This is a genomic window from Halomicrococcus gelatinilyticus, assembly GCA_024227995.1.
GTDB lineage: Archaea > Halobacteriota > Halobacteria > Halobacteriales > Haladaptataceae > Halomicrococcus > Halomicrococcus gelatinilyticus.
The window spans coordinates 2,356,476-2,378,702 of record CP100465.1; the positions used below are offsets into that span (position 1 = coordinate 2,356,476).

General features: G+C 66.8%; 24 protein-coding genes. 16 read left to right on the top strand and 8 right to left on the bottom strand.

What is annotated here, in order from left to right; translation table 11 throughout:
* Positions 1-47: 47 nt before the first annotated feature.
* The 4 genes from NKT36_RS12430 to ribH form a co-directional block, all read right to left on the bottom strand.
* Positions 48-452 carry a Zn-ribbon domain-containing OB-fold protein gene (locus NKT36_RS12430; RefSeq protein ID WP_327051370.1) on the bottom strand — a complete coding sequence of 135 codons (405 nt, stop codon included), beginning with the start codon at positions 450-452 and terminating at the stop codon, positions 48-50.
* A complete protein-coding gene (locus NKT36_RS12435; protein ID WP_327051371.1) occupies positions 449-1,615 on the bottom strand; it encodes a thiolase domain-containing protein in 1,167 nt (388 codons plus the stop codon). The genes NKT36_RS12430 and NKT36_RS12435 overlap by 4 nt, the downstream gene beginning before the upstream one ends.
* A gap of 74 nt (positions 1,616-1,689) precedes the next feature.
* Positions 1,690-2,832 carry a pyridoxal phosphate-dependent aminotransferase gene (locus tag NKT36_RS12440; RefSeq protein WP_327051372.1) on the bottom strand — a complete coding sequence of 381 codons (1,143 nt, stop codon included), beginning with the start codon at positions 2,830-2,832 and terminating at the stop codon, positions 1,690-1,692.
* Positions 2,829-3,230, bottom strand: a complete 402-nt coding sequence (gene ribH / locus NKT36_RS12445) for a 6,7-dimethyl-8-ribityllumazine synthase (RefSeq protein ID WP_327051373.1) — start codon at positions 3,228-3,230, stop codon at positions 2,829-2,831. Before ribH ends, NKT36_RS12440 begins: the two co-directional genes overlap by 4 nt.
* 134 nt (positions 3,231-3,364) lie before the next feature.
* Between ribH and NKT36_RS12450 the strand changes: the two genes are divergently transcribed.
* Complete coding sequence (locus NKT36_RS12450) at positions 3,365-5,122, top strand: flippase activity-associated protein Agl23 (protein WP_327051374.1); 1,758 nt, start codon at positions 3,365-3,367, stop codon at positions 5,120-5,122.
* Between the two features lie 47 nt (positions 5,123-5,169).
* Here NKT36_RS12450 and NKT36_RS12455 read toward each other — a convergent pair whose 3' ends face one another.
* Entirely contained in the window at positions 5,170-5,958 is a 789-nt protein-coding gene (locus tag NKT36_RS12455) for a CPBP family intramembrane glutamic endopeptidase (protein ID WP_327051375.1), read from the bottom strand.
* A 392-nt stretch (positions 5,959-6,350) separates the two neighbouring features.
* On the opposite strand from NKT36_RS12455, the gene purK reads away from it, so the two are divergent.
* The 13 genes from purK (at position 6,351) to NKT36_RS12520 (ending at position 18,708) form a co-directional block, all read left to right on the top strand.
* Positions 6,351-7,499 (top strand): 5-(carboxyamino)imidazole ribonucleotide synthase, encoded by a 1,149-nt coding sequence (gene purK / locus NKT36_RS12460; RefSeq protein WP_327051376.1) that lies wholly within the window; start codon positions 6,351-6,353, stop codon positions 7,497-7,499.
* A 5-nt stretch (positions 7,500-7,504) separates the two neighbouring features.
* A complete protein-coding gene (purE, locus tag NKT36_RS12465) occupies positions 7,505-8,143 on the top strand; it encodes a 5-(carboxyamino)imidazole ribonucleotide mutase (RefSeq protein ID WP_327051377.1) in 639 nt (212 codons plus the stop codon).
* Positions 8,144-8,334: 191 nt separating this feature from the next.
* Positions 8,335-8,742 carry an NADH-quinone oxidoreductase subunit A gene (locus tag NKT36_RS12470; RefSeq protein ID WP_327051378.1) on the top strand — a complete coding sequence of 136 codons (408 nt, stop codon included), beginning with the start codon at positions 8,335-8,337 and terminating at the stop codon, positions 8,740-8,742.
* Positions 8,739-9,443: an NADH-quinone oxidoreductase subunit B gene (locus tag NKT36_RS12475; RefSeq protein WP_327051379.1), complete on the top strand. Its 705-nt coding sequence runs from the start codon at positions 8,739-8,741 to the stop codon at positions 9,441-9,443. Before NKT36_RS12470 ends, NKT36_RS12475 begins: the two co-directional genes overlap by 4 nt.
* Positions 9,440-11,098, top strand: coding sequence for an NADH-quinone oxidoreductase subunit D (locus NKT36_RS12480; protein ID WP_327051380.1), 1,659 nt, complete (start codon positions 9,440-9,442; stop codon positions 11,096-11,098). Before NKT36_RS12475 ends, NKT36_RS12480 begins: the two co-directional genes overlap by 4 nt.
* Entirely contained in the window at positions 11,095-12,186 is a 1,092-nt protein-coding gene (locus NKT36_RS12485; protein WP_407652178.1) for a complex I subunit 1/NuoH family protein, read from the top strand. Before NKT36_RS12480 ends, NKT36_RS12485 begins: the two co-directional genes overlap by 4 nt.
* Complete coding sequence (locus tag NKT36_RS12490; protein WP_327051381.1) at positions 12,183-12,644, top strand: NuoI/complex I 23 kDa subunit family protein; 462 nt, start codon at positions 12,183-12,185, stop codon at positions 12,642-12,644. The genes NKT36_RS12485 and NKT36_RS12490 overlap by 4 nt, the downstream gene beginning before the upstream one ends.
* Before the next feature lie 57 nt (positions 12,645-12,701).
* Positions 12,702-12,968, top strand: a complete 267-nt coding sequence (locus tag NKT36_RS12495) for an NADH-quinone oxidoreductase subunit J (RefSeq protein ID WP_327053393.1) — start codon at positions 12,702-12,704, stop codon at positions 12,966-12,968.
* A complete protein-coding gene (locus NKT36_RS12500; protein ID WP_327051382.1) occupies positions 12,965-13,315 on the top strand; it encodes a proton-conducting membrane transporter in 351 nt (116 codons plus the stop codon). Before NKT36_RS12495 ends, NKT36_RS12500 begins: the two co-directional genes overlap by 4 nt.
* Positions 13,315-13,620, top strand: coding sequence for an NADH-quinone oxidoreductase subunit NuoK (gene nuoK, locus NKT36_RS12505; RefSeq protein WP_327051383.1), 306 nt, complete (start codon positions 13,315-13,317; stop codon positions 13,618-13,620). Before NKT36_RS12500 ends, nuoK begins: the two co-directional genes overlap by 1 nt.
* A 1-nt stretch (position 13,621) precedes the next feature.
* Positions 13,622-15,646, top strand: a complete 2,025-nt coding sequence (gene nuoL, locus NKT36_RS12510) for an NADH-quinone oxidoreductase subunit L (RefSeq protein WP_327051384.1) — start codon at positions 13,622-13,624, stop codon at positions 15,644-15,646.
* The gene (locus NKT36_RS12515) at positions 15,647-17,212 is read left to right on the top strand and encodes a complex I subunit 4 family protein (RefSeq protein WP_327051385.1); all 1,566 of its coding nucleotides are present in this window, start codon (positions 15,647-15,649) and stop codon (positions 17,210-17,212) included. It begins immediately after the preceding gene.
* Positions 17,212-18,708, top strand: coding sequence for an NADH-quinone oxidoreductase subunit N (locus tag NKT36_RS12520; protein WP_327051386.1), 1,497 nt, complete (start codon positions 17,212-17,214; stop codon positions 18,706-18,708). Before NKT36_RS12515 ends, NKT36_RS12520 begins: the two co-directional genes overlap by 1 nt.
* 397 nt (positions 18,709-19,105) lie before the next feature.
* Here the strand turns inward: NKT36_RS12520 and NKT36_RS12525 are convergent, their stop codons facing one another.
* Both NKT36_RS12525 and NKT36_RS12530 read right to left on the bottom strand, forming a co-directional pair.
* Positions 19,106-19,495 carry a hypothetical protein gene (locus NKT36_RS12525; RefSeq protein ID WP_327051387.1) on the bottom strand — a complete coding sequence of 130 codons (390 nt, stop codon included), beginning with the start codon at positions 19,493-19,495 and terminating at the stop codon, positions 19,106-19,108.
* Between the two features lie 293 nt (positions 19,496-19,788).
* Positions 19,789-19,977 carry a hypothetical protein gene (locus NKT36_RS12530; RefSeq protein WP_327051388.1) on the bottom strand — a complete coding sequence of 63 codons (189 nt, stop codon included), beginning with the start codon at positions 19,975-19,977 and terminating at the stop codon, positions 19,789-19,791.
* Positions 19,978-20,136: 159 nt separating this feature from the next.
* Here NKT36_RS12530 and nth point away from each other — a divergent pair, with 159 nt between their 5' ends.
* Positions 20,137-20,826, top strand: coding sequence for an endonuclease III (gene nth / locus NKT36_RS12535; protein ID WP_327051389.1), 690 nt, complete (start codon positions 20,137-20,139; stop codon positions 20,824-20,826).
* A 7-nt stretch (positions 20,827-20,833) separates the two neighbouring features.
* Here the strand turns inward: nth and NKT36_RS12540 are convergent, their stop codons facing one another.
* Entirely contained in the window at positions 20,834-21,322 is a 489-nt protein-coding gene (locus tag NKT36_RS12540; protein ID WP_327051390.1) for a DUF7321 family protein, read from the bottom strand.
* Between the two features lie 103 nt (positions 21,323-21,425).
* On the opposite strand from NKT36_RS12540, the gene NKT36_RS12545 reads away from it, so the two are divergent.
* Positions 21,426-22,220: a DUF7319 domain-containing protein gene (locus NKT36_RS12545; RefSeq protein WP_327051391.1), complete on the top strand. Its 795-nt coding sequence runs from the start codon at positions 21,426-21,428 to the stop codon at positions 22,218-22,220.
* Positions 22,221-22,227: the final 7 nt, after the last annotated feature.

Sequence of the window (22,227 nt, forward strand, 5' to 3'; positions counted from 1 at the left end):
TTCGAGAAAGAAGCAAAATCGGCGGGCTCGGAAAACGAGGTCGGGGCTCAGCGCGGCTCGAAGACGAGGACGCGCTCGCCGGTCGTCTGGGTCTCGCCGACCGCGGGCGCGACGGTCATCCCGACGGCCACGTCGTCGCCGACGAGTTCCGCGCCGTCGGCGTCCCGGACCTGGCCCGTCAGGCGGACCGGGCCGAAGTCGACGACCGCCGTGACGTAGGGCGTCTCGTCCTCGAACGACGGCGGGGCGACGGCGATCTCGGTGAACGTCGCCACCTCGCCGGCGTCGGGCAGCGGGGCCTCCGCCAGGTCGGTCGCGCCGCAGTCGGGGCAGACCCGGCGCGGCGGCAGCGACCCGTGGCCGTTCTCGCACTCCAGGTAGAAGCCGTCGCCGTCCTCGACGGCGTCCAGCCAGTCGTCGTAGCCCTCGTCGTGGTAGTCTGCGTCGGTCATTCTTCCACCTCCAGGACGTGGACGGTGGTGCTGGCGACGGTGCCGCCGGCGTTGTGCGTCACGCCGAGGTCGGCGTCCGGCACGGCGTCGCTGTTGGGGTGGTCGCCCCGCAGGATACGGGTCATCTCGACGATCTGGGACGTCCCCGTCGCGCCGACCGGGTGGCCCTTCGCCTTGAGGCCGCCGGAGAGGTTCACCGGGCGGTCGCCGTCGCGGGTCGTCTCCCCGCGGCGCGCTGCGCCGACGGCCTCGCCGGGTGCGTAGAAGTCCAGCGCCTCCAGCGCGAGCACCTCGGCGATGGTGAAGCAGTCGTGGACCTCGGCGACGTCGACGTCCGTCGCGTCGACGCCGGCGTCGGCGTACGCCTCCTCGGCGGCGCGCTCGGCCGCGGGCGTCCGCGCGAGGTGGCCGCGACCCTGGAGCGCCATCCGGTCGCCGCCCTGGCCGGTGCCGGTGACGGTGACCGGAGCGTCGACGTCGTGCTCTGCGGCGTACTCCTCGCTGACGAGGACGGCCGCGCTCGCGCCGTCCGTGATGGGGCACGCGTCGTAGAGGCCGAGTGGACTGGCGACCGTCGGCGCGTCGAGCGCCTCCTCGACGGTGATCTCGCGCTGGAACTGCGCGAACTCGTTCGGCAGCGCGTTCTCGTGGTTCTTCACCGCGACGTGTGCGAGGTCCTCCTCCGACCCGCCGTACTCGTCGAAGTACGCCCGCGCCATCAGCGCGTACGCGCCGGGGAACGTCATCCCGGCCCGCACCTCGAAGAGGTCGTCGGCGGCGATGGCCAGCGCCTCCGTCGTCCTGGCGGTGCCGAGGTTGTTCATGCGTTCGGCGCCGCCGACCAGCACGACGTCGGCCTCGCCGTTGCGCAGGTCCTTCACGGCCTGGCGCACCGCCGTCCCGCTGGACGCGCACGCGCTCTCGTAGCGGGTCGCCGGCGCGCGGACGCCGGCCGCCTCCGCCATCAGCGGCCCCTGGTGGCCCTGGTGCTCGGCGAGTTCGCCCATGAAGTTCCCGTAGTACAGCTCCTCGACGTCGTCGCGGTCCACGCCGGCGTCGTCGAACGCCGCCGCGGTGGCCTCCGCGAAGAGGTCCCGACCCGTCCGCTCGGGATGTTCCCCGAAGTGCGTGAGCCCGACGCCTGCTATCCGAACGCCTGTCATGAATCGGCGTACGCGCCGGACAGTTAAGAAAGGCTTCCCTTCGGCGATACCTGTCGGAGGGGCCGGAAACCGCGTTACAGCAGCCCCTCGTCGTCCAAGCGCTGGACGGCCTCCTCGATGCGCTCGACGCTGTTGGCGTAGGACATCCGCGCGTACCCCGGCGCGCCGAAGGCGCTCCCGGGGACCGTCGCGACCTGCGCCTGCTCGATGGCGTCCTCGCACCACTGCCGGTCGTCGTCTGCCACGGGGAGCATGGCGTAGAACGCGCCGTCGGGCGTCGCGACGTCCACGCCGTGGTCGTCGAGGAGTTCGACCAGGCGGTCGCGGCGCTCCTCGAACGCTTCGACCATCTGCTCGACCTCGTCGTCGGTGTTCTGCAGGGCCTCGACGCCGGCGTGCTGGACGAAGTTGACGGCCGAGGAGACGGAGTGGGAGTGGAGCTTCGCGGCCTGCGAGACCAGTTCCTCGGGCGCGGCGAAGTAGCCGAGCCGCCACCCCGTCATCGAGTAGGCCTTCGAGAAGCCGTTGACGGTGATGGTGCGCTCGTACATGTCGTCGAGCGTCGCGAGGCTGGTCGGGTCGACTCCGTAGGTGATGCGCTCGTATATCTCGTCGCTGATGACCGTCACGTCGTGGTCGACCGCGAGGTCGCGGACGCCCTCCAGCGCGGCGTCGGAGTAGACGGCGCCAGTCGGGTTGCTCGGCGAGTTGACGACGAGCAGCTCCGTCTCGTCGGAGACGGCGTCGGCGAGGTCGTCGAGCGCCGGTTCGAGCTGGAAGTCGTACGGCGAGAGGTCGACGCGGTTCAGGTCGCCGCCGGCGAGCTTCACCATCGCCTCGTAGGAGACCCACGCCGGGTCGAGCAGGACGACCTCGTCGCCGTCGTCGACGACCGACTGGACGGCTTCGTAGAGGGCCATCTTCGCGCCGGGCGTGACGACGACGTTCTCGGCCTCGTAGTCCAGCCCGTCGCCCTGGAGCTTCTCGGCGACGGCCTCTCGCAGCGCGGGGATGCCGTTCGACGGCGCGTAGCCGGTGTGGCCCTCGGCCATCGCCGTCTCGCAGGCGTCCACGATGTTGTCCGGCGTCGGGAAGTCGGGTTCGCCCACGCTGAGGTCGACGACGTCCTTGCCCTCGGCCTCGAGCTGGGAGGCGAGGTTGCTGATTGCAAGCGTTGCACTCGGTTCGACTCGCTGGATGCGTTCGGAGAAGTTCATAGTTCCTCGACGAGATCGACCGCGCTCTCGACGGCGCGCGCGCCGTAGTCGGTGCGGTCGCGTGCTTCTTCGGCGGACATCCCTGGACCCGTGATGCCGAGCGCGACCGGGGTGTCCCGGTCGAGGCTCACGTCGGTCAGCTTCCCCGCCGCGGCGTCGGCGATGACCTGGTCGTGGTCCGTGTCGCCGGTGACGATGCAGCCGAGGACCGCGACCGCGTCCACGCCCGGCCGGCGGGCGAGGCGGTCGGCGGCCAGCGGCGTGTCGTACGCCCCGGGGACGTGCAGCGTCTCGACGACGTCCGCACCGCGTTCCTCGGCGGCTTCGCGTGCCGACTCCTCCATCTGCTCGGTTACCGACGCGTTGAACTCCGCGACGACGAGTCCGAGGGATACCATGTGTGCGGGGAGGCCAGCGCGCCTAAAAGAACTACCGCTCTCCGCAAGCTTCGAGGCGGAACGCTCCGGAACCCATCCGCCAGGGCGGTGCGCTCCGGAAAGCTTGTTACCCCCTGTCCGCATGTGAGCAAACGATGAGTACGAGCGAACGCCCTGAATCGCTCCTCGACGCCCTGCGGCGACGGAATCCGACGGCCGTCGCCCTGGTCGCCGTCACCCTCGCCGCACTCGCCCTCCGCCTGTTCGAGCTCGGCGACCGGGCCGCCCACTGGGACGAGGCTCGGGTCGGCTACTGGATCCTCAAGTACCAGGAGTACGGCACCTGGGAGTACTACGCCCCGATCCACGGGCCCTTCTTCCCGCAGGTGAACCGCCTCCTGTTCATGTTCTTCGGCGCGAGCGACTTCCTCGCGCGCCTCCCGGTCGCCGTCGTCACCGGACTCCTCCCGCTGGCGGCGTGGCTATACCGCGACCACCTCGACGACGCCGAGATGGTCGCGCTCGGCGTCTTCCTCGCCGTCAACCCCATCCTGCTGTACTACTCGCGGTTCATGCGCAACGACGTCCTGCTCGCGGCGTTCATGCTCTTCGCTCTCGGATTCTACCTCCGGGCGCACGCGACCCGGAAGGTCCGATACCTCTACCTCGGCACCGCCGCCCTCGGCCTGGGGTTCACCACGAAGGAGAACGTCCTCCTCTACGTGCTGTCGTGGCTCGGCGCGACGGCCCTGCTGCTCGACCACCGCCTCTACCTCGCGCGCAACGGGGAGCGCGAGTGGACCGGCGTGCTCGCGGACGAGGTCGCCGCGACCGCCCGCGGTCTGTGGTCGTGGGGGCCCCACCTCCTGCTCGCCGTCGTCGAGTTCTTCGCCATCGTTGTCTACTTCTACGCGCCGCGTCGTCCCGTCGATGGGGCCGGCATCGTGGACGCGATGGGCGACCCCACGCTCTGGCCGCCGGTCGTCGCGGAGGCCACCGTCGGGTCGTGGAAGAAGTTCGCCGGCCAGTGGGCGCAGAGCCACGGCCACCCCTACCTGCCGTACCTGGAACACTTCGTGAACGTGCTCGAACAGGGCGCGCTCCCGCTGCTCGCGTTCGCGGTCGTCGGCTTCCTCGTCGCGCGGTACGTCGACGACCGCCCGCGGGACCTCGTCTCCTTCGCGTTCTACTGGGGTGCGGTGAGCGTCCTGGGCTACCCCCTCGTGACCGACATCAAGGCGCCGTGGGCGACGGTCCACGCCCTCGCGCCGCTGGCCATCCCCGCGGCCGTCGGCGCCGCAATGCTCTACCGCTGGACGCGGGAGGCCTACGAGGACGACGACACCGTGAGCGCCGCGCTGGCGGCCGTCCTCGTCCTGGTCGTCGCGTGGCAGGTCGCCGTCCCCATGGTCGGCGCGGTGTACGTCAGCCCCCAGGAGGAGCAGATCGACCCGCCGCTCTCCGAACCGGAGAAGAACTACATCGTCCAGTTCGGCCAACCCGCGACGGGCATCGATTCGACGCTGGACTCGGTCCGGTCCGTCGCGCGCGCCAACGAGGGCACCGACGTGCTCTACTACGGGTTCATCAACGACCAGAGCAAGTACGTCTTCTACGTCCCCGACGAGGGCGACAACGAACAGATACCCGCCGCCCCCGGCTGGTACAACCGCCTGCCGCTGCCGTGGTACACGGAACTCGCCGACGCGAACGTCCAGAGCACGAAGGACGTGGCGGACCTGGAGGGTGACACCCCGCCGGTGGTCATCACGCGCACGGAGAAGGCCGAGAACGTCTCGGCCTACCTGGACGGCTACGCGCGCTACGACCACGAACTGACCGTCGTCGGCAGCGAGACGACCATCTTCGTCGACCGGGACGCGTTGCAGTCGGCGCGGAGCGGGTCCGCCTGATTCGGTGTCGAGGGGATTCGCACTGAAGGCACGGGAACGTGGGGCGGCTACGAGTCCGCGGGAAGGGGAGGATGCGGCACTTCGTCGGCTGTCGTCAGGGTCTTTGCACCCCACACTGCGACGAGGACGCCCACGAGAACGAACCACAGCGGGTAGTAGATGATCTCCGGAACAACGATGACTTCGGCGGTGAAGTTCACCCAGCCGTGCAGGAGGATGATGCCGAGGATGCTGCGCTCAGTGTTGTTGTAGATCCACGTGAACGTCGGCGACAGGGCGACGATGCCGAGCGTGAACAGCCAGAACTCTGTCGTCGCGAATCCCACCGAGTCGTGCTGGTACGACCCCTCGATGAAGAACAGCGGGAGGTGCCAGACCGACCAGACGACCCCCAGGATGACGCTCGCACTCAACGCCGACCAGCGCAACTGGAGTCGGTCCAGCGCGTAGCCTCGCCACCCCAGTTCCTCCAGGAGCGGTGGGAGCGTCGCGAAGAACAGCGCCGGAAGTATCGCGAGCGGGTCGACGCCGAATCGGCTCACGCCCTCTCCCCACGCCGGCCCCGCACCGCCGGCCAGGAGGTCGACGACCCCCGCCAGGAGGGTCACGCCCAGTGGCACCAGCAGGATGACGGCGAACCCCCGTGTCCCGAACCGTCGGACGTTGGTGACGCGGTTCCAGAAGTCCGCTCGGCCACGCTCGTCGTAGACGAGGTAGACGAACGCGATACCGGCAACGCCCGGGCTCGCGAGCCCCGCCAGGAGCAACAGCGCCCCCGTCGCACTGTCGAAGCTCACGCCGAGGACGATAGCGGGCAGCCAGAAGACCCAGGTCACCCCGACTGCGGCGGTGAGGAACAGCCACGGACGTCCGACGGCGATAGTGGTCTCGCCGACCGTTCGCTCGGACGTTTCATGGGCGGATTGCGCTGCGGAACTTCTCCTCATCGAGTGACGTAGGGCAGGAAGCAACTTGTACCCGCCCGTCGGCTCACGGGTAACTCCGGCGAGCAGCGTACCGGTACGTCGGGGCGCTCATCGTGCGTTGGAAATCGCTACTTTCCTTCGGGGGTTCGTTGCGTACCCTGACAAGCACGGCTCCGCGCGTCGACTGCGGTGAGCACTGCGTGTCAGCCGTGCGGACGCCGCCCGGATCCGATTACACGAACGTGCCTATCCAGCGGTGAAGTTGGCAAATCTTATGCAGGCCCGACGATAACTGGGTGGTGATGAGCAGGCTCGACGAACCGCCGACGCTCGGCGTCGTCGGGGGCGGACAGCTCGGCCGGATGCTGGCCGAGGCCGCGTCCCCGCTCGGCGTCGAACTGGTCGTGCTGGACCCGACGCCGGACTGTCCCGCTGCCCCGGTCGCCCGCGAGCAGATCGTCGGCGACTTCGACGACGCCGACGCGCTCGACGAACTCGCTGCGCGCTCGGACGCGCTGACCTTCGAGATAGAACTCGCCGACCCCGACCTGCTGGAGCGGGTCGGCGAGGAACACGACGTGCCGGTCCACCCCGACCCGGCGACGCTGCGGACCATCCAGGACAAGCTGGTCCAGAAGCGTCGCCTGCAGGACCGCGGGGTGCCGGTGCCGGAGTTCCGCGCCGTCGACGACCGCGAGGACCTGCTCGCGGCCGGCGAGGAACTCGGTTACCCGATGATGGTGAAGGCGCGCCGCGGCGGCTACGACGGCCGGGGCAACGTCCCCGTCGAGAGCCCTGACGACGTCGACGACGCGCTGGCCGAACTCGACGGCGACCTGATGGTCGAGGCGTTCGTTCCCTTCGAACGCGAACTCTCGGTCATCGCCGCGAAGGGCGACGGCGAGGCTGCGACGTTCCCCGTGGGCGAGAACGTCCACGAGGAAGAGATCCTCCGGGAGACGGTCGTTCCCGCGCGCGCACCCGAGGGCGCTCGCGAGCGCGCAGAGGAGGTCGCGTTCGACGTCCTCGACGCGATGTCCGGGCGCGGCGTGTACGGCATCGAACTGTTCGAGCGCGAGGACGGCGAAATCCTCGTCAACGAGATCGCCCCGCGGCCGCACAACTCCGGCCACTACACCATCGAGGGGGCGCTCACGTCCCAGTTCGAACAGCACGTCCGCGGCGTCCTCGGCTACCCGCTCGGGGCGACGGACCTGCGCGGCCCGGTGGCGATGTCGAACGTGCTCGGCGACGTCGACGAGGCACAACCCGCCGCGCTGACGGGCGTCGACGACGTGCTCGCGACTCACGGTGCGAACGTCCACTGGTACGGGAAAGACGAGGTGCGGCCCCTGCGGAAGATGGGGCACGTCACCCTCGTCGGCGAATCGTCTGCCAGCGACCTGCTGGCCGAAGCGCGCGACTGCACCGACACGCTCACCTTCCGCTGATAGCCATGCCCACCGCAGATTCAGTCACCGACCTGATCGAACAGTTCGAAGCCGAGGCCGACCGCGACCGTTCGCCGGAGGCGACGCCGGACGTCGGCATCGTCATGGGGAGCGACTCCGACCTCGACGTGATGGCCGGGACCGACGACTCGGCGGGCGCGTACGACGCGCTCACGGAACTCGGCTTCGAGGAACTCACCGACTACGACGACCCGCCCGGGTCGCGGTTCACCTTCGAGACGTTCGTCGTCTCCGCGCACCGGACGCCGGAACTGATGTACGCCTACGCCGAGACCGCCGAGGACCGCGGCCTCGACGTCGTCATCGCCGGCGCGGGCGGGAAGTCGGCCGACCTCCCGAACATGACGGCGTCGCTCGCCTACCCCCTGCCGGTCGTCGGCGTTCCCGTCCAGGAGAAGTCCGTCTCGTCGGTCATCGGCATGCCGACCGGCGCGCCCATCGTCGCCGTCGACGCGGGGAAGTCGTTCAACGCCGCGCTGTCGGCGGTTCAGATCCTCGCGCGTGAGCACGACGAGCTTCGCGACCGACTCGTCGAGTACCACGACGCGTTGCAGGAAGACGTCGGCGACGTCTCGCGCCGCCTGCACGAATCGGGAACGTCGACGTTCCAGGGTCGCGAGTAGCCGACGTCGGTCGCGTTTCGCGGTTTTTCTGCCCGTTCTCCTGTCGCCTCGCTGTGGGGAAATGTCGTCTTGCGTGATGGAAAGCGTCAATTGTCGTATCCTCGGGAAAGCCGGTCTCTACCTCCTGAATCGAAAGAATCAACGCTTATAGGGGTGCGCTCACAAAACACCGCCTGCTAGGAGATACCGGTATGAATCCATGGGTAGCCATTGGCGCGCTGGCGTTGGTGGGGCTCCTCATTCCACTCGGGATGATGGCGGTGTCGAGCCTCCTCAGGCCAAGCGTTCCAGAAAAAGGAAAAACAACCGTGTACGAGAGCGGTGAGGTCCCAACCGGGACGACGCGGATCCGCTTCAACATCCAGTACTACATGGTCGCACTGCTGTTCCTCGTGTTCGACATAGAGACGGTCCTGATATTCCCCTGGACCGTCATCTATCGGTCGGCCATCGAGGGTGGCGTCGGCCTCGCCACAGTACTGGTCCCGATGTTGGTGTTCATCGCCGTGCTCGTCGTCGGGCTCGCGTGGGCCTGGCGCAACGGTGCCGTGCGGTGGGTGCGGAGCCCCCGCAGTTCGCAACGGAGAGTGGAACAATGAGCAACGAGCCACGGGAGTCCATACAAACGAGTACAGACCCGCAGACGAAGACCCGACAGGCCCGCATGGGTGAGGGCGTCGACAACCGGTTCAACTCGACGCTTCGGGAGGCGTTCGGCTCCTCGCCGTTCATCCTCACGAAGTTCGACAAGTTCATGAACTGGGTGCGGGGGTCGTCGATGTTCATGCTGCAGTTCGGTATCGCGTGCTGCAGCCTGGAGATGATGCACACGTACGCCGTGAAACACGACCTGGACCGGTTCGGGTCGGGCGTGCCGCGGGCGTCGCCGCGGCAGGCCGACGTGATGATCGTCCCCGGCACCATCGTCTCGAAGTTCGCGCCGCGGATGAAGCGCGTCTACGACCAGATGCCCGAGCCGAAGTTCGTCGTCAACATGGGGTCGTGCTCCATCAGCGGCGGGCCGTTCCAGGAGGGGTACAACGTCATCAAGGGCGCCGAGGAGGTCATTCCCGTGGACATCAACGTCCCCGGCTGCCCGCCGCGTCCGGAGGCGCTCATCTACGGCGTCGTCAAGCTCCAGGAGCGCAACGCCAACGGCGAGACCAGCCCCGTCACCGTGAAGCCGTACGAACTGGAGCAGTTCGGCGACATGGAGCGCGACGAGGTCGTCGACAAGCTCGCCGACCAGATCGACGACGACACGCTCGCCATGCGGTACAACTGGAGTGACTCGCCATGAGCACCGGAACGGAGCTACCCGACACGGTAGAGACGCTCGACGGCGACGAGCTCGCCGACCTGCTCGGCGACCACGTCATCGACCGCGAGGAGCACCTCAACGCGCCGGCGTTCGTCGTCCGCCCGGACGAGGTTCAGGCGACGCTGCGGACGCTGCGCGACGAGGCCGGCTTCGACCACCTCTCGATGGTCACCGCACAGGACTACGAGGACCGCTACGAGAGCATCTACCACCTCAAGAAGTACGACGACCCGACCCAGGAAGTGAGCGTCGTCGTGCCGACGGATCCGGAGAACCCCGTCAGCGAGACGGCGGAGCCGGTCTACCGGACCGCCGACTGGCACGAGCGCGAGGCCTACGACCTGGTCGGCGTCGAGTACGAAGGCCACCCCGACCTGCGGCGCATCCTCCTGCCGGAGACGTGGCAGGGCCATCCCATGAGTTCGGACTACGACCAGGACCGGCCCCAGATCGTCACCCTGGAGGAGCACAAGAACCCGCTGCAGGACGACCACCGCGCGGGTGGCCAGGACACGATGTTCCTCAACATCGGTCCGCACCACCCGGCCACGCACGGCGTGCTCCACCTGAAGACCGCGCTCGACGGCGAGCAGGTCGCAGACGTGGAGCCCGACATCGGCTACCTGCACCGCTGCGAGGAGCAGATGGCCCAGAACGGCACCTACCGGCACCAGATCATGCCGTACCCCGACCGCTGGGACTACGCGTCGGCGGGCCTGCTCAACGAGTGGGCGTACGCCCGCGTCGCGGAGGACCTCGCGGACATCGACGTCCCGGAGTACGCGCAGGTCATCCGGACGATGGGCGCCGAACTCTGTCGCATCGCGTCGCACATGCTGGCGCTCGGGACGTTCTGTCTCGACGTCTACGGCGACTTCACCGCCATCTTCATGTACGCGATGCGGGACCGCGAGAAGGTCCAGAACATCCTCGAGGACCTCACGGGCCAGCGGATGATGTTCAACTACTTCCGGCTCGGCGGGGTCGTCTGGGACCTCCCGGAGCCGCGCGAGGAGTTCTTCGACAAGACCCGGGACTTCCTCGAGGACCTCCCGGAGGCGCTGGAGGAGTACCACGACCTCATCACCAGCAACGAGATCTTCCAGGTCCGGACGGTCGGCACCGGCATCCTGGAGCCGGAGACCGCCAAGCAGTACGGCGTCACCGGTCCCGTCGCCCGGGCGTCGGGCATCGACTACGACCTGCGCCGCGACGACCCCTACGGCTACTACGACGAACTCGACTGGGACGTCGTCACGGAGGACGGCTGCGACAACTACTCGCGGCTGCTCGTCCGGATGCGCGAGGTCGAGGAGTCGGCGAAGATCATCGAGCAGTGCGTCGACCTGCTGGAGGACTGGCCGGAAGAGGAGCGCGACATCCAGGCCAACGTCCCCCGGACGCTCAAGCCGGACGCCGACAAGGAGATCTACCGCTCCGTCGAGGGCGCGAAGGGCGAACTCGGCATCTACATCCGCGCGGACGGCACGGACAAACCCGCGCGGTTCAAGATTCGCAGCCCGAGCTTCAGCAACCTCTCGGCGCTGGCGGAGATGTCCGAGGGCGAGTACGTCCCGGACCTCGTCGCCACGCTCGGTAGCCTCGACGTGATCCTCGGGGAGGTGGACCGATGAACCTCCTCGTCCCGCTCCAGGCGAACGGGCAGACGCTGCTCCCCGAGACCGTCGGTCGCGCGCTGTTCGGCAGCCAGATGAGCGGCTGGCAGGAGCTGGTCTCGGCGTTCATCGCCGCGTTCATCGTCGGCAACATCATGCTGGCGATGACCGGCGTCGCCGGCCCGTGGGCGAAGCGGAAGATCACGGCGGCGTTCACCGACCGCATCGCGGTCAACCGCGTCGGGCCCTTCGGCCTGCTCATCATCGTCGCCGACGCCGTCCGCCTGCTGAGCAAGGAGCTCATCATCCCGGACGGCGCGGACCGTCCGGCGTACGACGCGGCACCGATCGTCGTGGCGGGGTCGGCGCTGCTCGGCTTCGCCGTCATCCCGATGGGCTCTATCTTCGGCGTCAACCTGCAACTGGCCGACCCCGAGACCGGTCTGGCGTACGTCTTCGCCGTCGCGTCCATCGCGACGCTCGGTCTGACGATGGGCGGCTACGCGTCGAACAACAAGTACTCGATGATGGGCGCGCTCCGCGCGGTGGCACAGAACATCGCGTACGAGATCCCGCTCGTCATCACCGCGGCGTCGGTGGTCATCTTCACCGGCACGCTGCAGACGAGCGAGATCGTCGCCCAGCAGCAACAGACGCTCATCAGCCTCGGCGGTCTCTCGATTCCGTCGTGGTACGCGTTCGTCAACCCGTTCGCGTTCGTGCTCTTCGTCGTGGCGAACCTCGCGGAGGTCGGCCGTAATCCGTTCGACATCCCCGAAGCGCCCACCGAGATCGTTGCGGGGTACCAGACGGAGTACTCCAGCGTCTACTTCGTCCTGTTCTACCTGGGCGAGTTCCTGCACATCTTCCTCGGCGGCGCTATCATCGCCACCGTCTTCCTGGGCGGCCCGGGTGGCCCGGTCCTGCCGGGCTTCATCTGGTTCGTCATCAAGATCTGGGCCGTCTTCCTGTTCACGCAGTGGGCGCGCTCGGCGGTGCCCCGGCTCCGCATCGACCAGCTGATCGAGATCGGCTGGAAGGGCATGCTCGTGCTGTCGTTCGCGAACCTGGTCCTCACGGCCATCATCGTGGGGGTGATGCTATGATCGGACTGCTCAAATCGATGGCAACCACGATGAAGCACGCACTGGACGGGTCCACGTTCACGGTCGAGTACCCGGACGTGGCACCCGAAGTGAGCCCCCGGTTCCGCGGGGTGCACAAGTTCAGCCAGGAGCGCTGCATCTGGTGTCGCCAGTGCGAGAACGTCTGTCCGAACGACACGATCCAGATCGTGATGGACGACCAGCGAAACGGCGAGCAGTACAACCTCCACATCGGACAGTGCATCTACTGTCGGCTGTGCGAGGAGGTCTGCCCCGTCGACGCCATCCTGCTCACGCAGAACTTCGAGTTCACCGGCGACACGAAGGACGACCTGGTGTACAACAAAGAACAGCTGAAGAACGTACCGTGGTACAAGGACATCGACCCGCTCGAATCACGCGAACCGGACCGCGGTGCGTGGATCGGCGAAGGCGAAGGCGAGGTCGACTACCAGTGAACGCGCCCGTCTCGAAATGTTGAAAGGGCGTTTATACGAACCAACAAGGTGATTCAAATGGTATACGAGATGCTCGCGTTCGGGCTGTTCGCCCTGGTGACAGTGGCGAGTAGTCTGGGCGCAGTCCTGGTGCGGGACGTGTGGCACTCCGCGCTACTGCTCGGCGTGTCGCTGCTGAGCTTCGCCGTCCATTACGTGATGTTACAGGCGGAGTTCGTCGCAGCGATGCAGATCCTCGTCTACGTCGGCGGTGTGCTGATACTCATCACGTTCGCCGTGATGCTCACACGTCAAGCAAGTACAGAGGAGGTGACCAACGCATGACCTCGAGACCGCAGACGCGCGACGCGTCGACCCTGCTGCCGGGTCTCGTCGCCGTGGCGCTGTTCGGCGTGCTCGCTGTCGTGTTCCTGGGCGCGTCGTTCGGCGACGCCGTCGGATTCCCACCCGGAGCGAACATCACCGCTAGCATCGGCTACGCGATGTTCAACATCTTCGGGATCGGCGGCGACCAGATCGTCGAAAGCGAGGGATTCCTCATCGCGTTCGAGATAATCGACCTCGTGCTCGTCGCAGCCCTCGCGGGCGCGGTGATGCTCGCCCGCCGCGAGACCGACGAGGAGTCGTCCGCGGTGCGGGCCGACGGTGGCCGCAAGGGAGGTAACGACTGATGGTAGTCCCGATAGAGAACTACCTGCTCCTCTCGGCCGCCGTGTTCTGCACGGGGCTGTTCGGTATCCTCACCCGGCGGAACGCGCTGATGTTCCTCATCAGCGTCGAGCTGATGCTGAACGCCGCGAACATCAACCTCGTCGCGTTCTCCTACTACCACGGCAGCCTGACGGGTCAGACGTTCAGCCTGTTCACGCTGGCGCTGGCCGCCGCCGAGGTCGCGGTCGGGATCGGCATCATCCTCGTGCTGTATCGCAACTTCAACGACGTCGACGTGACCAAGGCGACAACGATGAGGTGGTAAGATGGTGGAAACGGCATTCGAACTGGTTCCGGTCATCGCGCTACTGCCGTTCGTATCGTTCCTGATCGCCCTGTTCGCCGGCGAGTTCGCCCGGAAGATGCTGCCGAAGGGCGGTGCGCTCCCTGGCATCCTCGCCACAGGCGGGTCGCTGCTGCTGTCGCTGTGGGCGTTCGTCGCGGTGAGCGGCGGGAAGACCTACCACGAATCCATCGTGTGGGTCGCCGGCGACGGAACCTTCGACCTGCAACTGGGCGTCTTCGTCGACCCGCTGTCGGCGATGATGCTCGTCATCGTCTCGCTGGTCGCGTTCCTCGTCCACATCTTCAGCCTCGGGTACATGAACGACGAGGGCGAGACGGGCCTGCCCCGGTACTACGCCGGCCTCGGCCTGTTCAGCTTCAGCATGCTGTCGTTCGTGTTCGCGGACAACCTGCTGATGGCGTTCATGTTCTTCGAGCTGGTCGGGTTGTGCTCGTACCTGCTCATCGGCTTCTGGTTCCGCGAGCAGGGGCCGCCGAGCGCCGCGAAGAAGGCGTTCCTGGTCACCCGCTTCGGTGACTACTTCTTCCTCATCGGCGTCGTCGGCGTGTTCGCCACGTTCGGGACCGCCCAGTTCGTGGGCGACCACGCGTTCCCGCACATGGCACAGCAGGCGCTCCAGGAGGGCGCGACCGAGGGCATCACCACGTTCTTCGGCCTCGGGCCGCAGGCGTGGTTCGCGGTCCTCGGGCTGCTCGTGCTCGGCGGCGTCGTCGGCAAGTCCGCGCAGTTCCCGCTGCACACGTGGCTGCCGGACGCCATGGAGGGCCCGACGCCCGTCTCCGCGCTCATCCACGCTGCGACGATGGTCGCGGCCGGCGTCTACCTCGTCGCCCGGATGTACGGGTTCTACGCCATGCTCCCGACGGTGCTCGCCATCATCGCGTTCGTCGGCGGGTTCACCGCACTGTTCGCGGCGACGATGGGCGTCGTCAAGAACGAGATCAAGCAGGTGCTGGCGTACTCGACTATCTCCCAGTACGGGTACATGATGCTCGGCCTGGGCGCCGGCGGCTACGTCGCCGCGACCTTCCACCTGATGACCCACGCCTTCTTCAAGGCGCTGCTGTTCCTGGGTGCCGGGTCGGTCATCATCGCCATGCACCACAACGAGAACATGTGGGACATGGGCGGCCTGAAAGAGCGGATGCCGGTCACCTACTGGACGTTCCTCTCGGGGTCGCTCGCGCTCGCGGGCATCGTCCCGTTCGCGGGCTTCTGGTCGAAGGACGAGGTGCTCTACACGGCGCTCATCCACGGCCTGGAGAACCCCATCCTGCTCGGCGCGTACGCCATGGGACTGCTCGCGGTGTTCTTCACCGGGTTCTACACCTTCCGGATGGTGCTGCTCACCTTCCACGGTGAGCCCCGCACCGACACCGCGCGCGACCCGCACGGCGTCGGCTGGAACGTGAAGTTCCCGCTGGTCGTGCTGGGCATCCTCGCCGCCACTGTCGGACTCGTCAACATGACGCCCGTCGCGGAAGCGACCGGCATGCACATCGAGTACCTGCACCAGTGGCTCAGTGGGCCGCTGCACGCGACGAACGCCCACTTCTACGAGGACCTCGTCGTCGGTTCCTTCGGCGAGGCTGCTCACCTGTCGCCGCTACTGCCGGGTGCGGTCAGCCTGGGACTCGCGCTGGCCGGCGCTGGCCTGGCGTGGACGCTGTACAGCGCTCCGTCGCCCGAGCGGCACACGGAGAAGCTCGGCAGCGTGAAGACGCTGCTGTTCAACAACTACTACCAGGACGAGTACCAGGTCTGGCTGGCGGAGGGCGTCACGCTCCCGCTCGCCCGGGCCGCCGACAAGTTCGACCAGGGCGTCATCGACGGCGTGGTCAACGGCGTCTCCAGCGTGAGCCTGTTCGGCGGGAGCCGCGTCAAGCGCATCCAGAGCGGCGTCGTGACGAACTACGCTCTCATGCTGGTGCTGAGCTTCGTCGTCCTGCTCGTCTTCCTCGGCATCACGGGAGGTTGGTTCTAAATGTTGATCGAAGCGCTCATCGCGGTAACGCTGCTCAGCGCGGCCGTCGTCTTCTTCGCCCCCAACCGGGTGGCCGGGAAGCTGGCGTTCGTGTTGAGCCTGCTCCCGGCGGCCGGGAGCCTCTGGATGTACAGTCGCTTCGGCGGCGAGGGCAACGCCCTCCTCGGCGGTGAACTCGCCTTCGAAGAAACCGCGACGTGGGTCTCGCTCGGTCAGTACTCGCTGAACTGGCACGTCGGCCTCGACGGCATCAGCATGCCGCTGGTCGTGCTCACGACGGTGCTCACCCCGCTCGCCATCCTGGCGGCGTGGACGCCCATCGACGAGCGCCAGAGCCAGTTCTACGGCCTGATGCTGTTCATGGAGACGAGCCTCCTCGGCGTCTTCTCGGCGCTGGACTTCATGGTCTGGTTCGTCTTCTGGGAGATGGTCCTGGTCCCGATGTACTTCCTCATCGGCGTCTGGGGCGGTCCCCGCCGCAAGTACGCGGCGATCAAGTTCTTCGTCTACACGAACGTCGCCTCGCTGGTGATGTTCATCGGGTTCATGGCCATGGTGTTCGGCATCGACGGCCTGAACACGCTGGACCTGCCGGCCATCGCGCAGGCGCTGAACGACGGCGCGCTCGGCGCGCTCGGTCCACTGAGCGCCGAGACCCTGCAGGTCGTGGCGTTCTTCGCCATGTTCCTCGGGTTCGCGGTGAAGGTGCCGGTCGTCCCGTTCCACACGTGGCTGCCGGACGCCCACGTCGAGGCGCCGACGCCCGTCTCCATCATGCTGGCGGGCGTCCTGCTGAAGATGGGGACGTACGCGCTACTGCGGTTCAACTTCACGATGCTGCCCGGCGTGGCGCAGGACTACGCGCTGCTCATCGCGGTCTTCGCCGTCGTGAGCGTCATCTACGGCGCGATGCTCGCGCTGGCGCAGACCGACCTCAAGCGCATCGTGGCGTACTCCTCGGTCTCCTCGATGGGGTACGTCATCCTCGGCCTGGTCGCGTACACGATGTACGGCGTCGGCGGCGCGACGTTCCAGATGGTCGCGCACGGCCTCATCTCGGGGCTGATGTTCATGTCCGTCGGCGTCATCTACAACACGACCCACACCCGGATGGTCTCGGACATGTCCGGGCTCGCCGACCGCATGCCGATCACCGTCGCGGTGTTCGTCGCGGGCGCGTTCGGCTACATGGGCCTGCCGCTGATGGCCGGCTTCGCCGCGGAGTTCTTCATCTTCGTCGGCTCGTTCCAGTCGACCGTGCTCGCCGGCACCGTGCTCGGCACGAACGGCCTCGCGCTGCTGACCGGCCTGGCGATGTTCGGCATCGTCATCGTGGCCGGCTACCTGCTGCTGGCGATGCAGCGCACGCTCTTCGGCCCGTTCGAGGTCGAGACCGACTACGACGTCGACCGCGCGGCGTTCCACGACGTCGCGCCGCTCGTCGTGCTCGTGCTGCTGGTCATCCTGCTCGGCGTCAACCCGGACATCTTCTACACGATGATCCAGGACGCCGTGCGTGAGATGCCCGACGTTGCGACCACCGCGGCCACGGGAGGTGGGAACTGATGGCGGAGGTCGTCTGGCCCGACTGGGCAGCGATGGCACCGGCCATCATCCTCACCCTCACCGCGCTGATGCTGTTCCTCGTGGACAGCCTCAACCCGCGGAAGACCAGCGGAGCGGTGCTGTCCGGCATCGCGACGGTCGGTTCGCTCGTCGCGCTCGGCATCACCGGCTGGTTCCTCGCTGCCGGCACGGGCGAGGAGGCCATCACGCTGTACGACGGCGCGCTCGTCGTCGACACGATGAGCCTCTTCTTCGCCCTCATCTTCACCAGCGTCACCGCGCTGGTGACGGTGGCGAGCTTCGACTACCTGCGCGGCAGCCCCAACCAGGGCGAGTACTACATCCTGGTCGTGCTGGCCGCGACGGGGATGACGCTGATGGCGAGCGCGAACAGCCTCGCCGTCGTGTTCGTCAGCCTCGAACTCGCCAGCCTGCCGTCGTACGCGCTGGTGGCCATCCTCAAGCAGAACCGCGGCAGCGTCGAGGCGGGACTGAAGTACTTCCTCATCGGCGCGCTGTCGTCGGCCATCTTCGCGTACGGTATCAGCCTCGTCTACGGCGTCACCGGGTCGCTGAAGCTCGCCGACGTCGCCGCCAGCCTCAACGGCGGCTTCGAGCCGCTGGCGGGCGTGCTCGGCGTCGGCGTCCTGATGGTGCTCGGCGGGTTCGCGTTCAAGACGGCGACCGTGCCGTTCCACTTCTGGGCACCCGAGGCGTACGAGGGCGCACCCGCGCCCATCTCGGCGTTCCTCTCGTCCGCCTCGAAGGCGGCCGGGTTCGCCGTCGCCTTCCGCGTGTTCGTCACCGGCTTCCCCATCGAGGCCGTCGCGGGCACCATCGACTGGGTGCTGGCGTTCCAGATCCTGGCCGTCGTCACGATGACGCTCGGGAACTTCGCCGCCGCCACCCAGGACAAGGTCAAGCGCATGCTCGCGTACTCGTCCATCGGGCACGCGGGCTACGCGCTCATCGGCCTGGCCGCGCTGTACGGCCAACCCGGAAACAACGAGTGGGTGATGGGCGGCGCGATGCTCCACCTGCTCGTCTACGGCTTCATGAACACGGGCGCGTTCCTGTTCATCGCCCTGGTCGAGCACTGGGGCGTCGGTCGCACCTTCGAGGACTACAACGGGCTGGCGACGAAGGCACCCATCGCCTCGGTCGCCATGACGGCGTTCATGTTCAGCCTCGCCGGCCTCCCGCCGTTCGCGGGCTTCATGAGCAAGTACGTCCTCTTCATGGGTGCCATCGGCGCTGGCTTCTGGTGGCTGGCCGCCGTCGGCGCGGTCAACAGCGCGCTGTCGCTGTTCTACTACAGCCGCGTCGTGAAGGCCATCTGGATCGAGGACCCCGCGACGGAGTTCGAGTTCCAGGACCGGCCGGTCGGTCTCTACGTGGCCATCGTCGCGGCCGCCATCATGACGGTGGCGCTGCTGCCGGCGTTCGGTCCCGTCACCGACGAGGCGTTCGCGGCGGCGGCGTCGCTGTTCGCCTGACCGCCTGCGATTAGCGGTTTCGATTTTTTCGGTGCGTTCGCTGGCCCGATAGCATAGTTTCGACATTGGACAGTCCCAATCGCCCGCCTCGATTCAGCACCGCTCGCGGACGGATCCTGGATTGTACTGTCGAAACCCTGAAAGCTGATACGATTCTCCTGTCGAATAGAGTGGGTGTACGCAGTACGTGTGCATACGCCAGGATTCCACGAGGGCTCGTGCCTGCGAGCTAACCGGGGTGTGGTCCCCACAAGGTTGACAGAGAACAGACGAACCTTGCGAGGAGCAATGGACCAGATGACGCTCGAAAGTCTGACCAAGACATGTCTTTCTTTCAGCGCTGCTCGTGGTGACTCAGCCCTGGACCCGTGTCGCAGTTCCTGCTTTGAATCGACAGCTACCTTGCCGCATCCACTATTCGAGACGTCGATCGGTGAGCGAGACCGAAGACGAGGATTACTGCAAGCCACCACATCCAGATCGGGACGAGCGACATACTGCTCTCGTTATGGAACCTGGCAGCGGCCGCAAGAACGACCCAGCCGACGATCGTGAGCCCGGTTAATACTGCTAGTCGATAGTTCTTGGTCCGATAACACTCAACACCAACTGCAGTTATACTGAGACCAATAATACCTGTGAAGACTTTCATAAAGAGTACTACGATGGTGAGGGCACCGGCTCCTTGTGGAAGGAACACAGTCGGTAGAGTCCCGACTGAAATCCCGAGAAACACCACGAAATAGGGGGCATACTCCTGAACCGGCCGATCCATCTTTCGGTTCATCGGTATACGTCAGGAATCAAGTGTCTTGTGCAACTCTCGGAGTGTCGGTCGCTCTAATCCGGAAGCTGCGTTTGTTCGACCACCACTAAAAAATACTATCCGTTCCGACCGAGACCAAATGATTCCGCCCCGAAAGTCGGCCGCGTGTCCAGTGAACTGTGGTTGACGACACTGGACAATCACAACAAGCGGGCAGCCGAACGTCGCGCGTTCGTCGAACAGCACATCTGAGAAGAGCATGGACGACACCGAACAATATCCATCTCGACTTGTGACCGACTTGTGCCCTGTATTCAGCACGACCGCTGGAACCTATCATTGACTACAGACTTCGACAACCCCTTGTTATTCAGCCACCGTGACGACCTCGAAAGCCCCCGGCGGCTCCGGTCGATGCACTCGCTGCGCTCCTCGTCGCCGTCGGCGGCTGCGGTGCTTGCACCGGCGAGCACGCTCGCCGAGCCATCGTTCGCTTCGCTCACGATGACTTCGTCCGTCTTCCCGGAGCACGCGGGGGCTTTCGAGGTTGTCACGACTATTCCAGTCCTGCAGCCCGTTCCAGCCGACCCGACGTACTACTCCAAACACACCCCTCACCCGCAATCGAACCACTGAAATCGACGCTGGCCGACCACGCGAGTATGGGCGAACCGCTGGACACCCGGGAGGCGCAGCTCGAGGAGGTCCTCGACAGGCTCTACGAGACGTACCCGGACGCGACCATCTCGTTGAACTTCGCGAACCGGCTGGAACTGCTCGTCGCGGTGGTGCTCTCCGCGCAGTGTACCGACGAGCGCGTCAACCAGGTCACCGCGGACCTGTTCGAGAAGTACCGGTCGCCGGAGGACTACGCCGAGGCCGACGTCGACGAACTGGCCGAGGACCTCAACTCCGTCACCTACTACAACAACAAGGCGAAGTGGATCAACAGCGCCGCCGAGACCATCGTCGAGGAGCACGACGGCGAGGTGCCGGACACGATGGACGAACTGACGGACCTGACCGGCGTCGGCCGGAAGACGGCGAACGTCGTCCTCCAGCACGGCCACGACGTCGTCGCGGGCATCGTCGTCGACACGCACGTCCAGCGGCTCTCGCGGCGACTCGGGTTGACCGAAGAGGAGTCGCCGGCAAAGATCGAGGAGGACCTCACCGGCTTCGTCCCCGAGGAGGACTGGCAGCAGCTCACCCACCTGTTCATCAGCCACGGCCGGGCGACCTGCACGGCGCGCAACCCCGACTGCGGCGACTGCGTGCTGGCGGACGTCTGTCCGTCGTCGAAGCTCGACCACGACGTCGACCTGGCCAGCGGCGAGCCGTGGGAGGCCTGACTCTTCTTCAGGCGACGAGGTACTTGCCGACGTAGCGACCGACGCCGAGCACCCACGCCAGCAGCCAGAAGACGACGTAGCCGGCGACCCCCACGCGCAGTCGCCAGCGCCACGAGTCCATGTCCTCGTGGAGTTCGCTGATGTCGACGTCGCGGTCGGGCGCGTCGTCGGCGTACATGTCGTGGGCGCGCTTGACCTGGAAGATGCGGACGATGCCCGTGAGCGCGAGCACGAGCATGGCGTACGCCTGCAGCCCGAGGAAGACGTGGACGGCGACGATGCCACCGAGCTGTTCCAGGACGCGGGGGACCATCCAGACGAGGACGGGCACGGTCGTCAGCAGGAGCCCGGTGACGATGAACTTGAGGTGGTGGGTGAGGACGGACCAGGTGACGACGTCCTCGTCGATGACGATCCAGGCGCCGTAGAGGTAGAAGGGGAAGCTCGCGGTGACCACCAGCGCCACGACCGTCGCTATCGCCGCGTCGTCCACCATACGCGACGGTTGGACCGGGCGGCGTTAAACGGTGCGGAACGCCGACGGCGAGGCCTTCCGGATGTCAGAAGACGTTTAGCCGTCGAACTGTAAGGTCGACACGATGGCTGACTCCGACAGTGGGGCGCCCGCGGGCGGTGACGGGCCCCGCGAGGAACCCGAGTCCCGCGAGGAACTCCGCCGCGAGGTCGAGGAGAAGTACGACTTCGACGACTTCGGCCCCGAGGACATGGCGGAGATGAGTCTCGAGGAGTGGGAGGTCGCGTTCGACCCCGACTCCTGGATCACGGGCGACCGACTGCTGGACAGGGTGGAGGCCGACCTGAAACACCGCATCGCCGTCCGCGACGTGTTCGCCGTCACCGAGCGGATCACCCGCGACGGCGAGTCGCAGCTGCTGGCCTACTCCGACGAGGGGTACGCGGTCGTCTACCCCGACGGCAGCGTCGAGGGGAGCGGGACGGTGCTCCGGGACGTCAAGCCGACCGTCGCGCTTGCGTCGATGGAAGAGTACGACGTCCCCGAGGACCCGGGGGACGACGTGCTGCCCGACCCGGACGAGGTGTCCGAGGGAAGCGGCGACCTCGGCAACAAGCTGATGGCGACCATCGCGGGCATCCACGTCCTCGCCGGCGTCAGCATGCTGGCCGCGTGGGTGCTCATCTGGCTCGACCTGCTCGGCGTCCCCCAGGACGTCCAGCAGTCGTCAGCGCTGCTCGCGGTGGTCGGTGGCGGCTTCCTCGTGTTCGGTCTGTTCGTCTTCCTCCTGGTGGCGAACGCGCGTCTCTCCGACCGGTTCAGGTCCGAGGAGTACCGGAACCGGCTCAGGGCCGCGGGGGTCGAGTCGGGCGAGCGTCCGGAGTTTCTCCCCCTCGACGACGAGGACGCCGACGATTGACCGGCGA

Excerpts from the sequence above, each read along its gene's own strand:
- NKT36_RS12490 (WP_327051381.1), top strand. The coding sequence starts at position 12,183 with ATGATCGGACTGCTCAAATCGATGGCAACCACGATGAAGCACGCACTG.
- purE (WP_327051377.1), top strand. The coding sequence starts at position 7,505 with ATGCCCACCGCAGATTCAGTCACCGACCTGATCGAACAGTTCGAAGCC.
- nth (WP_327051389.1), top strand. The coding sequence starts at position 20,137 with ATGGGCGAACCGCTGGACACCCGGGAGGCGCAGCTCGAGGAGGTCCTC.
- NKT36_RS12475 (WP_327051379.1), top strand. The coding sequence starts at position 8,739 with ATGAGCAACGAGCCACGGGAGTCCATACAAACGAGTACAGACCCGCAG.
- NKT36_RS12500 (WP_327051382.1), top strand. The coding sequence starts at position 12,965 with ATGACCTCGAGACCGCAGACGCGCGACGCGTCGACCCTGCTGCCGGGT.
- NKT36_RS12525 (WP_327051387.1), bottom strand. The coding sequence starts at position 19,495 with ATGAACCGAAAGATGGATCGGCCGGTTCAGGAGTATGCCCCCTATTTC.
- NKT36_RS12520 (WP_327051386.1), top strand. The coding sequence starts at position 17,212 with ATGGCGGAGGTCGTCTGGCCCGACTGGGCAGCGATGGCACCGGCCATC.
- NKT36_RS12540 (WP_327051390.1), bottom strand. The coding sequence starts at position 21,322 with ATGGTGGACGACGCGGCGATAGCGACGGTCGTGGCGCTGGTGGTCACC.
- ribH (WP_327051373.1), bottom strand. The coding sequence starts at position 3,230 with ATGGTATCCCTCGGACTCGTCGTCGCGGAGTTCAACGCGTCGGTAACC.
- purK (WP_327051376.1), top strand. The coding sequence starts at position 6,351 with ATGAGCAGGCTCGACGAACCGCCGACGCTCGGCGTCGTCGGGGGCGGA.
- NKT36_RS12485 (WP_407652178.1), top strand. The coding sequence starts at position 11,095 with ATGAACCTCCTCGTCCCGCTCCAGGCGAACGGGCAGACGCTGCTCCCC.
- NKT36_RS12435 (WP_327051371.1), bottom strand. The coding sequence starts at position 1,615 with ATGACAGGCGTTCGGATAGCAGGCGTCGGGCTCACGCACTTCGGGGAA.
- NKT36_RS12450 (WP_327051374.1), top strand. The coding sequence starts at position 3,365 with ATGAGTACGAGCGAACGCCCTGAATCGCTCCTCGACGCCCTGCGGCGA.
- NKT36_RS12430 (WP_327051370.1), bottom strand. The coding sequence starts at position 452 with ATGACCGACGCAGACTACCACGACGAGGGCTACGACGACTGGCTGGAC.
- NKT36_RS12545 (WP_327051391.1), top strand. The coding sequence starts at position 21,426 with ATGGCTGACTCCGACAGTGGGGCGCCCGCGGGCGGTGACGGGCCCCGC.
- NKT36_RS12440 (WP_327051372.1), bottom strand. The coding sequence starts at position 2,832 with ATGAACTTCTCCGAACGCATCCAGCGAGTCGAACCGAGTGCAACGCTT.
- nuoL (WP_327051384.1), top strand. The coding sequence starts at position 13,622 with ATGGTGGAAACGGCATTCGAACTGGTTCCGGTCATCGCGCTACTGCCG.
- NKT36_RS12470 (WP_327051378.1), top strand. The coding sequence starts at position 8,335 with ATGAATCCATGGGTAGCCATTGGCGCGCTGGCGTTGGTGGGGCTCCTC.
- NKT36_RS12515 (WP_327051385.1), top strand. The coding sequence starts at position 15,647 with ATGTTGATCGAAGCGCTCATCGCGGTAACGCTGCTCAGCGCGGCCGTC.
- NKT36_RS12495 (WP_327053393.1), top strand. The coding sequence starts at position 12,702 with ATGGTATACGAGATGCTCGCGTTCGGGCTGTTCGCCCTGGTGACAGTG.
- NKT36_RS12480 (WP_327051380.1), top strand. The coding sequence starts at position 9,440 with ATGAGCACCGGAACGGAGCTACCCGACACGGTAGAGACGCTCGACGGC.
- nuoK (WP_327051383.1), top strand. The coding sequence starts at position 13,315 with ATGGTAGTCCCGATAGAGAACTACCTGCTCCTCTCGGCCGCCGTGTTC.